This window comes from Ancylomarina euxina (assembly GCF_003863355.1).
Classification (GTDB): Bacteria; Bacteroidota; Bacteroidia; order Bacteroidales; family Marinifilaceae; genus Ancylomarina; species Ancylomarina euxinus.
The window spans coordinates 154,218-170,096 of the sequence record NZ_QQWG01000005.1 but is presented as its reverse complement, the minus strand read 5'-3'; the positions used below and the strand labels follow the sequence as shown (position 1 = coordinate 170,096).

13 protein-coding genes are annotated in these 15,879 nt (G+C 36.0%); 9 read left to right on the top strand and 4 right to left on the bottom strand.

The genetic code is table 11. From position 1 onward, the window contains the following. Positions 1–12: 12 nt before the first annotated feature. The 3 genes from fusA to rpsL all read right to left on the bottom strand — a co-directional run bounded on the left by fusA (position 13) and on the right by rpsL (position 3,135). Positions 13–2,127 carry an elongation factor G gene (gene fusA, locus DWB61_RS07240; protein ID WP_125030232.1) on the bottom strand — a complete coding sequence of 705 codons (2,115 nt, stop codon included), beginning with the start codon at positions 2,125–2,127 and terminating at the stop codon, positions 13–15. Between the two features lie 20 nt (positions 2,128–2,147). Then, complete coding sequence (gene rpsG / locus DWB61_RS07235; protein ID WP_125030231.1) at positions 2,148–2,624, bottom strand: 30S ribosomal protein S7; 477 nt, start codon at positions 2,622–2,624, stop codon at positions 2,148–2,150. Between the two features lie 130 nt (positions 2,625–2,754). Then, positions 2,755–3,135: a 30S ribosomal protein S12 gene (gene rpsL, locus DWB61_RS07230; RefSeq protein WP_125030230.1), complete on the bottom strand. Its 381-nt coding sequence runs from the start codon at positions 3,133–3,135 to the stop codon at positions 2,755–2,757. A gap of 364 nt (positions 3,136–3,499) precedes the next feature. Here rpsL and DWB61_RS07225 point away from each other — a divergent pair, with 364 nt between their 5' ends. From DWB61_RS07225 to DWB61_RS07205, 4 genes are all read left to right on the top strand, one after another. After that, on the top strand, positions 3,500–4,408 hold the full coding sequence (locus DWB61_RS07225; protein ID WP_125030229.1) for a CPBP family intramembrane glutamic endopeptidase: 909 nt from the start codon (positions 3,500–3,502) through the stop codon (positions 4,406–4,408). A 23-nt stretch (positions 4,409–4,431) separates the two neighbouring features. Continuing rightward, a complete protein-coding gene (locus DWB61_RS07220; protein WP_125030228.1) occupies positions 4,432–4,749 on the top strand; it encodes a hypothetical protein in 318 nt (105 codons plus the stop codon). Between the two features lie 368 nt (positions 4,750–5,117). Beyond that, positions 5,118–5,486 carry a hypothetical protein gene (locus DWB61_RS07210; RefSeq protein ID WP_125030226.1) on the top strand — a complete coding sequence of 123 codons (369 nt, stop codon included), beginning with the start codon at positions 5,118–5,120 and terminating at the stop codon, positions 5,484–5,486. 223 nt (positions 5,487–5,709) lie between these two features. Then, the gene (locus DWB61_RS07205) at positions 5,710–7,866 is read left to right on the top strand and encodes an elongation factor G (RefSeq protein WP_125030225.1); all 2,157 of its coding nucleotides are present in this window, start codon (positions 5,710–5,712) and stop codon (positions 7,864–7,866) included. A gap of 77 nt (positions 7,867–7,943) precedes the next feature. Here the strand turns inward: DWB61_RS07205 and DWB61_RS07200 are convergent, their stop codons facing one another. Further along, positions 7,944–9,287, bottom strand: a complete 1,344-nt coding sequence (locus DWB61_RS07200) for a gliding motility-associated C-terminal domain-containing protein (RefSeq protein ID WP_125030224.1) — start codon at positions 9,285–9,287, stop codon at positions 7,944–7,946. A 179-nt stretch (positions 9,288–9,466) separates the two neighbouring features. Here DWB61_RS07200 and DWB61_RS07195 point away from each other — a divergent pair, with 179 nt between their 5' ends. From DWB61_RS07195 to DWB61_RS07175, 5 genes are all read left to right on the top strand, one after another. Next, on the top strand, positions 9,467–11,782 hold the full coding sequence (locus tag DWB61_RS07195) for an ATP-dependent helicase (protein ID WP_125030223.1): 2,316 nt from the start codon (positions 9,467–9,469) through the stop codon (positions 11,780–11,782). Between the two features lie 364 nt (positions 11,783–12,146). Further along, complete coding sequence (locus tag DWB61_RS07190) at positions 12,147–12,758, top strand: DUF4290 domain-containing protein (protein WP_125030222.1); 612 nt, start codon at positions 12,147–12,149, stop codon at positions 12,756–12,758. A gap of 226 nt (positions 12,759–12,984) precedes the next feature. After that, a complete protein-coding gene (gene murA, locus DWB61_RS07185) occupies positions 12,985–14,295 on the top strand; it encodes a UDP-N-acetylglucosamine 1-carboxyvinyltransferase (protein WP_125030221.1) in 1,311 nt (436 codons plus the stop codon). Between the two features lie 105 nt (positions 14,296–14,400). After that, positions 14,401–14,931 carry a TlpA family protein disulfide reductase gene (locus DWB61_RS07180; RefSeq protein ID WP_125030220.1) on the top strand — a complete coding sequence of 177 codons (531 nt, stop codon included), beginning with the start codon at positions 14,401–14,403 and terminating at the stop codon, positions 14,929–14,931. A gap of 333 nt (positions 14,932–15,264) precedes the next feature. Then, on the top strand, positions 15,265–15,855 hold the full coding sequence (locus DWB61_RS07175; RefSeq protein ID WP_125030219.1) for a nucleotide exchange factor GrpE: 591 nt from the start codon (positions 15,265–15,267) through the stop codon (positions 15,853–15,855). Positions 15,856–15,879: the final 24 nt, after the last annotated feature.

The window sequence follows — 15,879 nt, the reverse complement described above, 5'->3', positions numbered from 1 at the left end:
TTACGATATTAATTACAATAATTCTACTTTACCCTTAGCAGCTTCAACTACATCTTTAGCAATTCCCTTAGGCACTTCTTCGAAGTGAGAAAATTCCATAGAAGAGTTAGCACGACCAGAAGAAAGAGTTCTCAATACAGTTACATAACCGAATTGCTCTGACAATGGCACTTTAGCAAGTACTACACGAGCACCATGCTTAGACTCCATTCCTTCAATCTGACCACGACGCTTATTCAAGTCACCGATGATATCACCCATATATTCTTCTGGGGTAACCACTTCAACTTTCATAATAGGCTCAAGAAGTACAGGTCCTGCTTTAGAACATGCTTCACGGTAACCTTGCTTAGCAGCTAATTCGAAAGATAATTGATCCGAGTCAACTGGATGGAAAGAACCATCAAATAACTCAACCTTTAACGTATCTACAGTATAACCTGCCAATACACCATTTTTCATTGCTTCAGTGAAACCTTTCTGAACAGATGGGATAAATTCCTTAGGAATATGTCCACCTTTAACAGTGTCCACAAACTGTAATCCATCGCCTTCAAAATCTGCATCAACAGGACCCAAACGGAATTGAATATCAGCAAATTTACCACGTCCACCAGACTGCTTCTTAAATACCTGACGCATTTCAACATCGCGAGTAATAGCTTCCTTATATGCAACCTGAGGCGCACCTTGGTTACACTCTACTTTAAATTCACGTTTCAAACGGTCAATAATGATATCAAGATGAAGCTCACCCATACCAGAGATAACTGTTTGACCTGAATCTTCGTCAGTCTTAACCTGGAATGTTGGATCCTCTTCAGCTAATTTACCTAGAGCCAGTCCCATTTTCTCCATATCCTTTTGAGTCAAAGGCTCAACAGCGATACCGATTACTGGTTCTGGGAAATCCATAGATTCTAATTCGATCTGAGTTTCTTTTTGACAAAGAGTATCACCAGTACGAATATCTTTAAATCCTACACAAGCACAAATATCACCAGCCTCAACACGGTCGATAGGATTCTGCTTGTTTGAGTGCATTTGATACAAACGAGAAATTCTCTCTTTGTTTCCTGTTCTTACGTTATAAACATACGAACCTGCATCAATAGAACCTGAATAAACACGAGTAAATGCTAAACGACCTACGAATGGGTCAGTAGCAATTTTAAATGCTAAAGCAGCTAATGGCTCATCAACAGAAGGTTGTCTTGAAACTACTTCGTCAGTTCCAGGAACTGTACCTTCAATAGCATCAATATCAAGAGGAGATGGCAAATAAGTAATCATAGCATCCAATAATCTTTGAACACCTTTATTCTTAAATGCAGAACCACATAACATTGGCACGATATCCATGTTAATAGTAGCCTTACGGATTACTACATACATTTCATCCTCTGTAATAGAATCTGGATCTTCGAAGAAACGCTCCATCAAATCTTCATCCTGCTCAGCAACTGCCTCTACAAGATTCGCTCTCCACTCATTAGCTTCCTCTACTAATTCAGCTGGAATTTCTTCCATTCTATAGTTGGTTCCAGACTCATCTTCAAACCAAATACAAGCCTGCATAGTAATCAAATCGACTACACCACAAAACTTTTCTTCTGTTCCAATTGGAATCTGAATAGGCACAGGATTAGCACCAAGCTTTTCCTTAACCTCACGTACAGCTTTGAAAAAGTCAGCACCAGAACGGTCCATCTTGTTCACAAAACCCATACGAGGAACTTTATATTTATTAGCTTGTCTCCAAACTGTCTCAGACTGAGCCTCAACACCACCTACTGCACAAAAACATGCAACAGCACCATCAAGTACACGCAAAGAACGCTCTACCTCAACGGTAAAGTCAACGTGACCTGGGGTGTCAATAATATTAACCTGAAACTTCTCGTTATTGTAATTCCAGAAACAAGTTGTAGCGGCTGAAGTAATGGTAATACCACGCTCCTGCTCTTGCTCCATCCAGTCCATGGTAGCAGCTCCATCATGCACCTCACCAATTTTGTGAGAAACACCAGTATAATACAAGATACGTTCAGTAGTTGTAGTTTTACCAGCATCGATGTGAGCCATGATACCAACATTTCTGGTATATTTTAAATCTCTTTTTGCCATGATCTTAAAGGTTGCAATGATTAAAATCTAAAATGTGCAAATGCACGATTAGCTTCAGCCATTCTATGAGTATCTTCCTTCTTCTTATAAGCTCCACCCTCTTCGTTGAATCCAGCAATAATCTCTGCTGACAACTTCTCTGCCATAGACTTACCTGATCTCTTACGAGCAAAAAGAATCATATTCTTTATAGAGATAGCAACTTTTCTTTCTGGTCGAATTTCCATTGGAACTTGGAAAGTAGCACCACCTACACGGCGAGACTTAACCTCAACTCCTGGAGTAATATTTTCCAAAGACTTTTTCCAAACCTCCAAAGGAGATTTTCCTGTCTTTTCAGTTTTCTCCTTAACGATCTCTAACGCTGCATAAAAAATCTTATAAGATAGATTTTTCTTACCGTCAACCATTAAGTCATTTACAAATCGTGTTACCAAAACATCATTAAATATTGGATCTGGTAACAAGATTCTTTTTTTTGGTCTTGACTTTCTCATTCTTTCTTAGTTTACGAGTTATCCGTTGTAGCTGCCTGGTTCAGTCTTCAAAAATCTCACGATCATTTACTCAACTTAATAGAGAACAACACATAAACATTAACTCACAGTTTTTAAAAACTAGAATTAATTACTTTTTAGCTTTTGGTCGCTTAGTACCATACTTAGAACGACGCTGCATACGACCTTCTACTCCTGACGCATCTAGTGCACCACGAACAAGGTGATATCTTACACCTGGAAGGTCTTTTACACGACCACCGCGGATCAATACGATCGAGTGCTCTTGCAAGTTGTGTCCTTCTCCTGGAATGTAAGCATTCACTTCTTTTCCGTTAGTCAATCTAACACGAGCTACTTTACGCATAGCTGAGTTAGGCTTCTTAGGTGTAGTAGTGTAAACACGTACGCAAACTCCTCTTCTTTGAGGACAAGAATCCAAAGCTGGAGCCTTGCTTTTCTCTACAAGCTTGACACGTCCTTTTCTAACTAACTGTTGAATTGTAGGCATATTAACAATTACTTTGTGATTAAATATATTTTAACAAATTGGTTGCAAAGGTATTAATTATTTCCAAATAACAATAGGCGACCCCAGTTATTTTCACAAAAAACCCTTGAAATCAGCGTACAAAGATAGTTAAATGTTTTCACAGTTTTTTCATCTTCCTCAACTGAAATGTTACTTAGGTCAATTCTTAATAAATCAATTCATTTTTTTGATCTCTTAAATAAGTTTGAAATTAAACGTTAGAATTTAAAACAAAAAGAAAGATTCGGAATCCACTTCCAACTTGACAAACTTGACATATTAAATTATGTCGCAATTAGTCTACTTTTAAGCCAAATATATATAAACTCTTAAAACAAATCATATGTCAGATGAAAATCCAATAGTAAGAGAAGAAGCAAAGTCAAATATCCCTGTTGCTATTAGAATCATATTAGTCATATTAGGAACATTATTTATAGGAGGCTTGTTCTCATTTATAGCCTCATTAATAATAAGTGGTAGTCTCGATAGTTTACATCAAACACAAGAGATGAATCTTCGAGAACTTTTTTTTACTCAAGGGGCAGGGTTGATTGGGGCATTAGCTGTTATCTTTTTCTTTCGCAAGAATATTGACAAACGATCCATCTCATCGATGGGTTTTTCAATTAAAGGAAAAAGCAAAGATTTACTTTGGGGATTACTCTCTGCTACTGGAATTATGCTAGTCGGTACTGGCATATTATATATAAATAATAGCATTTCAATAACAAGTATCCATTTTGATACTTCTGACTTCATCTACGGCTTTCTTTTATTCATTATTGTCGCTTTAAACGAAGAGATATTATGCAGAGGGTATATTCTCAATAATCTAATGGACTCCACAAATCCTTATTGGAGTTTAATTATCTCTTCTACTATTTTCACTCTAGGACATTCCTTTAACGATAATTTGAGCCTATTCGGCATCACCAATCTATTTATTGCAGGCATCCTTTTAGGTAGCACTTATATCTATACAAGAAATCTATGGTTCCCAATTAGCTTACATCTGTTTTGGAATTTCATTCAAGGCTGCGTTTTCGATTATAACGTAAGTGGCCTAAACGTCAGCTCTGTATTCAAATTCAATATATTGATAAAAAACTCATTTAATGGTGGTGATTTTGGTTTTGAGGGCTCATGGCTTTGTACTCTTTTAAGTTCCATCACCATACTTGTTATAATATATTACTACAAGAGACAAAACACACCTGCAATTCGCAGACAAAAAGCCCCATTGATGTAAAGCATTTCTACAATTATACCTCTATGAACTTACAATCATTCTTGCAAAATCCAAAACACATTAAAGAGACTAAAATCGACTGGAGTCAATTTATTCTACTTATTTTTTTGTATTTTCTTGTTGTCACAATTATCTCTATACCTATGTCTGGTATAGCGCATCTACTTGATGCAAAACATATCACTTCTGGTCGATCAGTTAATGAAATGCTTATCAAGGCTGTCATATTAGCTCCTATAATCGAAGAGTGTTTATTTCGCCTCTTATTTAAGACCAAAGCTGAACAACCTGATCGTATTTTTACTTTTAATGTTCCCTTCAGCCATATACTCATTGTTTGAAGGTAATTATATGATCTTTACAATTTTATCAAGCATCGAACTAGTAATCTTAATGACGATTCTCCGAAACACATATTTACTTAAACTACAAAAGTACATCATAAAATATTTTCGATGATTCTTTTATTTCTCGATACTTTCTTTTGGATTTGTACATATATCGAATTTCACTTTTCCTAAAAAAAGATTTCTGGGTAATTATATGTACTCCTCTATTGGTATCACCACAAATCTTTATGGGTAGCATATTAGGTTTTATCCGAATGAAATATGGTTTTTGGTATTCAGTTTTGTTACATACCACAATCAATGGGATTATAACACTTGGCTTTGCCTTAGCATCACAAAACTAAAACAATTCAGAAAATATGATTCAAAACAAAGACTACATCCTTCAGCTTATAGAAGCAGCGGGTAAAGCTGTTGCCAAAATGATGGGTTTTAAAGAACAGGGCTCTTACTCCCAAGCTCTGGAAACATTGAATGACTGCTATTCGGAACATTTGGACAGAATTCATATCGAAAGTGAAAGTAGTTCTATCAAACTCGATTTGTATGGAAGTCTTCTCAAACAAGAAGCCGACATAAATCAGAAATTAGGAAATCATGATAAAGCCAAAACTCTATTCTTTAAAGCTCTAAAATGTCTTAACAGAGCCGAAGATGTAAGTAGATCCTTCGACTTAAAAAGAAACAGCTTAATAAAGAAAATACAATTGTCTCTGACAACAGATTAGAATAAAAACAAATTACAAACACTATTTTTAATAGTATCATTAAAGACTAATGATAGGCTCTTATTGGCCAAAACAACAATCCAAACACAAACTAAACATCTCACCATCAGCTATTGGAATTGAAAAAAAAGTTCGCTAATTTGGTAGACCCATAAGTTCAGAAAGGCAAATTTACCCTAGTTTGCTGATCGAAATATTTCTTAACCCAATAAAAATTTCGAGTATGAAAGTTTATCAATCTAATGAAATTAAGAACATCGCTCTCATTGGCAATGCCGGCTCGGGTAAAACCACCCTTGCCGAGGCAATGTTATTCGAAGGCGGTGTTATTAGCAGACGCGGAAACGTGGATGATAATAACACCGTTTCTGATTATAATCCGGTAGAGCATGAACATGGTAATTCTGTTTTCTCTACTGTTTTGTATACAGAGTGGTTAGGTAAAAAAATCAATTTCATCGACACGCCTGGTGCCGACGATTTTTCTGGTGGTGTTATATCAGCTTTAAATGTGGTCGACACTGGTTTGATGCTAATCAATGCACAACATGGTATTGAAGTAGGAACCGAGATCGTTGGTCGTAGAGCGACCAAGAGGAATAAACCTTTGATTTTTGTTATCAACCATCTTGATCATGAGAAAGCTAATTTTGAACAATGCATCGAATCTGCAAAAGTGAGTTTTGGAAACAAAATCGCTATTGTTCAATATCCAGTAAATGCCGGCCTTGGTTTTGATGCTGTTGTTGATGTGTTGAAAATGAAAATGTACAAGTGGGGTCCAGATGGAGGCAAACCAGAAATACTTGATATTCCTGATTCAGAAACTGAAAAAGCAAACGAACTTCATAACGAACTTGTAGAAGCTGCTGCAGAAAACGACGAAGCTTTAATGGAACTTTATTTTGATAAAGGATCATTGACTGAAGATGAGATGAGAGAAGGAATGAAGAAAGGAATGATTGCATGCGATCTTTATCCTGTTTTCTGCATTTCTGCAAAGAAAGATATGGGTGTTCGTCGACTAATGGAATTTATCGGAAACATCGTTCCTTTCGTTACAGAGATGCCTGCTATTCCAACGGTAAGTGGACGAGAAGCAAAATGTGATACCAATGCTCCAACTTCATTATTCGTATTCAAAACATCTATTGAACCACACATTGGTGAGGTCAACTATTTTAAAGTGATTTCGGGTAAAATTAAGGAAGGTGACGATTTAACAAATATCAATAACGGCACCAAGGAACGCCTTTCACAACTTTATGCTGTTGCAGGTCGTCACCGTGAGAAAGTTTCTGAACTTGTTGCTGGTGATATTGGAGCTACCGTAAAACTTAAGAATACAAAGAACAATCATACCCTAAACTGTAAAAATTGTGATTTTAAATACAAGGATATTGATTTCCCAGAACCAAAATACAGAACTGCTGTTAATGCGCTTGACGAATCAAATGATGAACGTTTGGGTGAATTGCTTCATCGCATGCACGAAGAAGATCCAACCATATTAATTGAATACTCGAAAGAACTTAAACAAATACTTCTTCATGGTCAGGGTGAGTTCCACCTGAACACTCTTAAATGGCGCTTGAAGCACAACGATAAGATGGAAATTGAATTTAAATCTCCAAAAATTCCTTATCGCGAAACCATCACGAAACAAGCTGCAGCCAACTACCGTCATAAAAAACAATCAGGCGGTTCAGGGCAATTTGGTGAAGTATCCTTAATTATTGAGCCGTATTATGAAGGAATTCCAGATCCTACATCATTTAAAGTTGATGGTAAAGAATTCAAAGTCAATCTAAGAGGAACAGAAACGGTCGATCTTCCTTGGGGTGGAAAACTAGTTTTCTGTAACTGCATAGTTGGTGGTGTAATCGACACACGCTTTCTTCCTGCAATTATGAAGGGTGTTATGGAAAAGATGGACGAAGGTCCTTTAACCGGCTCTTATGCACGTGACATCCGTGTTTCGGTATACGATGGTAAAATGCATGCAGTAGACTCAAATGAAATTTCTTTCAGGCTTGCTGGGCGTCATGCTTTTAGTGAAGCCTTTAAAAATGCGGCACCTAAGATTTTGGAACCCATTTATAATATTGAAATTCTAGTTCCTGAAGACCGAATGGGTGACGTGATGAGTGATTTACAAACTCGCCGTGCCATGATTATGGGTATGGAAGCTGAAAAAGGATTCCAAAAGATCTTAGCCAAAGTACCTCTTAAGGAAATGGATCGCTATTCAACTTCACTTAGTTCTTTAACAGGTGGACGAGCTCAATTCTCGATGAAATTTGCTGAGTACGAGAAAGTACCTAACGATGTTCAGCAAGAATTATTAGCTGCCTACGAAGAAGAAATGGCAGAAGCCTAATCAAATATCTTAACAAAGACAAAGCCGACAGATTCATATGAGTCTGTCGGCTTTCTTATATATTATTTTTTGTTTTATTATTTATCGTGTAATAAAGTCAGCGATCCTTTTTCGGTATAATGCTTACCGTCTTCCTCTCGCCCCTCTGCTTCTATCACATAAAAGTAAGTTCCTGGAGCAGCAAGTTTTCCATTTATCTTACCATCCCAGCCCTTACTACTTTTTCTGTCAGCCAAGCCCGTTGACACGTCTGATTCCTGGAATTCATAGACCAAACGTCCCCATCGATTGAAAATTTTCGCCGAGTATGATTTCACAGAATATAATTTCAGGTGGAACTTATCATTCTTGCCATCACCATTGGGAGTAAACACATTGGGTACTTCAAAAATCGAGCCTTCAACAGTAATCTCACTTGATGTAAACACATCTATACAATTCATAGAATCGTCGTTGTTCGTTGCAATCAATTTCACAAGATATTTACCCGGATGCAAATAAGTAAAAGTCTCATTCTCTCCGATCTTAACCTCTGTAAGCAAACTATCCTGAAGAGGAACAACCCCTATCTCAACCTTAGAGTTCTTATAAAAAAACCACCGATAATCTGTCGCATTTGCATCCTTAGTCTCAAAAGACACCTCTAAAGGTGCTTCTCCTGTAGCAGGGTTAAAAGTAAATGTTGCATCAACTGCATATGTTTTTGAAGATATCGGATCTGAATGATATTCAAAATCACATTCATCAATCACTGTCATAGTATAGTCAGCAACATTCAAGAAAGCTTCATCATCTATAAAACTTTTACCAGATCCATTGTAATCTGCAAAAGTAATACGCTGAAGCTCGATCCCATTTCGCTTAAACGAAAAAATTGATGTTGTTGAAAGTTCAAGTAAGTTTGATGATGGAAAATCAAAGTATTGATATTTTGCAGCAACATAGGATGCCGAAAAATGCACACCAACACAATCCATATCTGTTTTTGTAAAACTTGGTTGATTCGTATTTTTTAGATGATTGATCACCCAAGCTTGATAAGTTCTCGTTTCGGTTCCTTTGTTAACAACAACACGATATAAACCATTACTGAGATTGCCTAACACCGATTCATCAGAATTATCTGTTTTAATTGGAGCGCCAAACGTATTAGTTCCACTATCCCATTTTGTCCAGGTAAAATCCCAGCCAGAAATTGCATCATGCGATACAGCTTTCAATTCTCCCATATCAACACCAGCTTCGTCACAGAAAACAAAAATTTCATCCTGAGTCCCTGATGTGTATTGGGTAGTAGAATTATAACTTGAGGTAGGAGCCGAAATTTGAGCGAACAAAGTTGATTGGCATAAAATTAAGGCGAAAAGAACGCCTAAAAATAATCGGAATTTATTTAAAATAGCTAAAACCATTAGTCTCATATGTTTCTATTTTTACAATACTTAATTTACAATATTAAAAAAATTAAGTCGCATTTATGATATATGTTTACAGAATAATAAATTGATTGAGATATTTACTGAAAAATTTGTGCGACTAAAATTGCAATTTGTACTTTTGGGCTAGTATTTTTGGAACCGAAAATTAGAGTAAAGAGCATATGAATTATTTAAATGACCTAAACCCTGTACAACGTGAAGCCGTTGAAAAAACAGAAGGTCCATCACTGGTAATTGCTGGTGCTGGATCAGGAAAAACACGTGTATTAACTTACCGAATTGCTCATCTGTTAAGTAAGGGAGTACGCCCATATACCATATTAGCTCTTACTTTCACCAATAAAGCTGCACGCGAAATGAAAGAGCGTATAGGGCATATTGTTGGATCAGAACAGGCTCAAGCATTATGGATGGGGACTTTTCACTCGACCTTTGCAAAAATATTACGCTACGAAGCGGAACATTTGGGATTCGATTCAAATTTTACCATTTACGATACTCAAGATTCCAAAAATCTACTTCGCAGTATTATTAAAGAGATGAAACTGGATGATAAGGTTTATAAAGCCAATGATGTTCTTAATCGAATTTCATCTGCAAAAAATAACCTGGTTACTGCAATGGCGTACTCTCAAAATTCAGCTGCGCAAGAAATTGATGCCTCAAATCGCAGACCATTAACGGCTGAAATATATAAACGATATAGTCACCGTTGTCGTCAAGCAAATGCTATGGATTTTGACGATCTACTTTTGCAGACAAACATCCTTTTTAAAAACGTACCAGAGGTTTTAGCCAAGTATCAAGATAAGTTTAGATATATATTGGTTGATGAGTATCAGGATACCAACTATTCCCAATATCTAATTGTAAAAAGATTAGCAGAACAACATAAAAATGTGAGTGTTGTGGGTGACGATGCCCAGAGTATTTACTCGTTTCGTGGAGCGAAAATTGAAAACATTCTCAACTTCAGAAACGATTACCCAAACTACCAATTATTTAAACTTGAACAAAATTACCGTTCTACAAAGATTATTGTAAATGCGGCTAACTCCGTCATCAAAAAAAATCAAGGACAGATAAAGAAAGAATCATTCTCTGAAAAAGAAGGTGGCGAAAATATAAAAGTAATTAAGGCAATGACTGACCATGAAGAGGGTTATATTATTGCCAATGATATTTTTGAGACTAAAATGCGAAATCGCCTTAAGTTTGAAGATTTTGCCATTTTATACCGTACCAATGCCCAATCTCGAATTTTTGAGGAGTCATTAAGAAAACTCAACCTGCCTTATAAAATATATGGCGGTCTTTCTTTTTACCAGCGTAAAGAGATTAAAGACTTGCTTTCGTATTTCAGAATGGCTATCAATCCAAATGACGAAGAGGCAATCAAACGTGTTATCAATTATCCTAAAAGAGGGATTGGTGCAACAACTATTGGTAAACTTCAGGAAGCTGCAACTAGCACAGGGCAGAGTATGTGGAACATCATTTGTGGTTTAAATGAGCGCCCGTATGGTTTAAATGCTGGAACAATCAGTAAATTGATGAAGTTCGCCAATTTAGTTAACGGCTTTGCCATGAAAGTTGAACATGAGTCTGCTTTCGAACTGGCAAGTCGAGTTTCTACTGAAACAGGAATTATTAAGGAACTCTATAACGATAGATCACCTGAAGGTGTTTCTCGTCATGAGAATATTCAGGAACTTTTGAATGCCATTCAGGATTTCACCCAAATTGCATTGGAAGAGGATCGTGAAAACAGACTAGCAAACTACTTGGAAGATGTCGCTTTACTAACCGATCATGATAATGAAAAAGATGAAGATAGAAATAAGGTAAGCATGATGACCATCCATTCATCCAAAGGGCTTGAGTTTCCTTATCTCTATGTGGTTGGTATGGAAGAGGATTTGTTTCCATCCAAACTATCTACAACATCCACTCATGAATTAGAAGAAGAGCGCCGATTGTTTTATGTAGCATTAACCAGAGCACAAGATCGAGTTAGCTTATCCTTCGCAAAAGCACGTTACAAATGGGGTGATATGAGTTACCCTCGACCCAGTCGTTTTATAAAAGAAATTGATCCTCAATATATCGATTTTTCTTACGAACAAGAACCTGAGTTTTCTGGCTTTGGATCGAGAATATCCGAAAGTGATAGCAGTCATGAACGGGTGGCAAGTGAGTCTCGTTTCCAACAAAAGAAAAAGCCGGGTGCACGCCCCAAGCTTTCTCAGTCAACACCAAGATTAAGATCTACTGGTCATTCAGAAACTGATAGTCATTTTGCAGCTTCAGATGCAAGTACAATTCAAGCTGGCATGCATATAGAACACCAACGATTTGGGAAAGGAAAGGTTTTACATCTGGAGGGAGAAGCACCCAATATTAAGGCTACTGTATTTTTTCAGAATGTCGGTCAGAAACAATTACTATTAAAATTTGCCAAGTTAAAAATCGTTTAATTTGTGTTTATCATTGTGTAATTATACACCTAATCAGTGTTCCATTTGCATTGAAAGAAGAAATGCAGTACATTTGCATTGAGTTCTAAGTGATTCCGTGAATAAACCCACCATACCGGTTACAATTTCATTATCGACTATTACTTCAACTGTAAGATAATAAAAAGCTCAGATCTCAAATATTAACTGATTTATTTTCGTTTTTTTTAGTAATATTGTGTTCTTCAAAAACACGTCTAAAAATCAATAATATTTTAGGGTGATTATAAAAGTAAAAAACTTGTAGAATATACATCAACAAGCTTTCCCACAAAATAAGTGATAACTGTAGACAACATCACAGTTAAAACACAACAACAAATAAATGGATTATAATTCGAATAGGGTAAAATTATTACTCCCTGAATATGGCAGAAACGTTCAAATGATGGTTGATTTTGCCATGAAAATTGAGGATAGAGACGAAAGAAATAAGGCTGCAAAAACTATTATTTCAATCATGGGTAACATGTATCCTCACCTTAGAGACGTTAGTGATTTCAGACACAAACTTTGGGACCATTTAGCTATCATGACAGATTTCGAATTCGATATCGATTCACCATACGAATTACCTACGAAAGAAAAATTAGCTGAGAAGCCAGACGTTCTTCCATACAATAATCATAGAATCAAATTTCGTCATTACGGGAAAATTATTGAATCTATGATTAAGAAAGCAATTGAGATTGATGATCAAAAAGAACAATCAGCTTTAATCTCTATGATTGCCAATCATATGAAAAAATCGTATACAAATTGGAATAAAGATGGTGTTACCGATGAAAAAATATTCAAAGATATCACAGCCTTATCCGGAGGAAAGTTAACGATTCCTGAAAACTTAAGACTAAGAGAAACTCACGACAAAGATTTTCAGAGTAAGAAAAAAACTTTCCACAAAAATGAACCTCGAAAGTTCACTAAGAAAAAATAATCTTATTGAAATTTAAAGCATATTTAAACCGGATAAATTCCGGTTTTTTTGTGTCTAATTTGAAATTCATCTTTTCTAAATTTACTGATTATTAAAAGTCCTTTTCATTATCTTTAAGCTAGAATTTTAAATATTACGATTCATGTCACTGATTCATTTTAATTCAAAAACAGATAATCTAAATATTTGCCAAATCATTCCATCATAATACCTAATGACCAAATAAATGAGCACATTCGAAATAACTGGTGGCACAACACTAAAGGGAGAACTGCACCCGCAAGGAGCAAAAAATGAGGCTTTACAAATCTTATGCGCTACTCTCCTAACATCCGAGAAAATCAGAATTCACAATATACCAAACATACTTGATGTTAACCGTCTGATTGAGTTACTTGCATCACTTGGTGTTAGTGTGACTCAGGAGACAAAGAACACTTATTGTTTCGAGGCCAAAGAAATTAATCTGGAATATTTAAATTCGGATGAATTTGCTAAAAAAGGCTCGTCTCTTCGTGGTTCTATTATGATTATTGGTCCACTATTGGCTCGTTTCGGGAAAGCATACATTCCAAAGCCAGGTGGTGACAAAATTGGGCGTCGTAGACTCGACACACACTTCATCGGTTTTCAAAAACTAGGTGCTGATTTCAAATATAAGCAAGGTGATAAATTTTACCGTCTGGAAGCTCCACGGCTGAAAGGAACTTATATGTTGCTTGATGAAGCATCAGTTACTGGTACAGCTAATATAATTATGGCTGCTGTGCTTGCTGAAGGGACCACTACAATTTACAATGCTGCCTGTGAGCCTTACATTCAACAATTATGCAAGATGTTGAATTCTATGGGAGCAAAAATCACAGGAATAGGCTCCAACTTACTTTATGTCGAAGGTGTTAAAAGCCTATCGGGTTGTGAGCACAGAATTCTTCCTGATATGATTGAGATTGGTAGTTTCATTGGCTTAGCAGCTATGACGAAATCTGAAATTACCATAAAAAATGTTGCCTATAAAGAACTAGGTGTTATTCCAGATACATTCAAAAAATTGGGGATTAAACTCGAGATTATTGGTGACGATATTTACATCCCAAAGCAGGAGAGTTATACGATAGAGAATTTTATGGATGGTTCCATCCTTACCATTTCTGATGCTCCATGGCCTGGATTAACTCCAGATCTTATAAGTATTATCCTGGTTGTTGCTACTCAAGCAAAAGGAAGCGTACTAATTCATCAAAAAATGTTTGAATCCCGCCTTTTCTTCACGGATAAATTGATAGATATGGGTGCACAAATTATTCTATGCGATCCTCATAGAGCAACTGTTATTGGTCTTAATCAAGAATCACAACTTAGAGCAACCAAAATGGTTTCACCTGATATTCGAGCTGGGGTTTCTCTTTTAATTGCCGCCCTATCGGCTGAAGGAACGAGTACCATTCAAAATATTGATCAAATAGATAGAGGGTACGAAAATATAGATCTTAGACTAAATGCAATTGGAGCCAAAATTAGAAGAATCGACAATTAACTATTTATTAACAGTCTAAATAGAAACAATTAACTAGTTTTAGTCTTATAAATAAACCATGAAGCAATTACAAACGTAATTGCACTTAAAAAAAGTTAATTTGCTATGAAAAAATTAAATCTAAGTATACTAATTACACTCTTAGTTATTTCTTTTTCTGTATTTGCTGGAGAAAAAGATGTTAAAGAAGGTATAAATATTGGGGATAAAATCCCTGAAATTTCGGCGAAATCTCCTGATGGCAAAATGATCAACCTAAGCGATCTAAAAGGCAAGCTTGTTCTTGTTGATTTTTGGGCTTCATGGTGTGGACCATGTCGTGACGAAAACCCTTGGGTTGTTTCTGTTTATAACAAATTCAAAGACCAGGAATTTAAAAATGGGAAGGGATTTACCGTACTCAGTTTTTCTTTAGATAAACAGGTTAGTAGCTGGAAAAATGCCATTAAAAAAGATGAATTAACATGGGACTATCACGTTAGTGAACTCCAGGGATGGTACTCACCTACCGCTGTGAAATTTGGTATTAACTCTATTCCATCGAACTTTCTTATCGACGAGAATGGCACTATTCTAGCAAAGGATTTAAGAGGTCAAAAGTTGGAGTTGATTTTACAACACTACTTAAAAAAATAGATGCTATTTCTAATAAATAGGCTAAGAGTTGTTCTGAAAATGAACAACTCTTTTTTTATGCTTCCAATTCACGAATAGCTGTAAGTAATTTAATTAAACATGTCTTGTCATGAAAAATTGCCATTAAGTTCTACAAAAAACTGCAAACTTAACCGACAAGTTTTATCTTTGTGCCAATTTGTCGGAAATTAGGGCATTGGCAAACATTTTGTAATTGAGATGCCTGTAATTTTAGCAGCAATGCAAACCAGATATTAAAGTTGATAATTACTGACAAACAAATAGTGAAACTAAAGCCCAGAGTAATTTGGCATTTATTAGAAAAATAACGAGATGACAAAAGATAAAAGCAAGTTAGACAAAGAAGATTTGGAAGCAAAAGAAGCTGTTACTCCTGAAAATGATACTGTCGAAGAGGTGAATGCTACGGAAGAGAAGGTCGAAGATTTAAAGACAGAAGAAGAAAAAAAAGCTGACGAAATTGAGGCACTTAGAAATCAGCTTAATGAAACAAACGACAAGTATATGAGATTATCGGCTGAATTCGATAATTACCGTAAACGTACCCTTAAAGAGAAGATGGAGCTGACAAAATCAGCAGGTGAAAAGATATTACTTAATGTTCTTCCCGTGATGGATAACTTCGAACGTGCCTTAAAATCTGTAGATGAGTCTAATGATATTAAGGGCGTAAAAGAAGGCATTCATTTGATATATACAAACTTCAAAGATTTTATGATCCAACAGGGTGTGAAAGAAATTGAGGCTACAAACCAGGCTTTCGATACCGATTTACACGAGGCTATCACTAAGATTCCTGCTCCTAGCAAAAAATTAAAAGGAAAAGTAGTTGATTGCGTAGAAAAAGGATATTTCCTAAACGATAAAGTGATTCGCTTTTCAAAAGTAGTCGTTGGAGAATAATATTAATCAAAACAAAGCTGAATT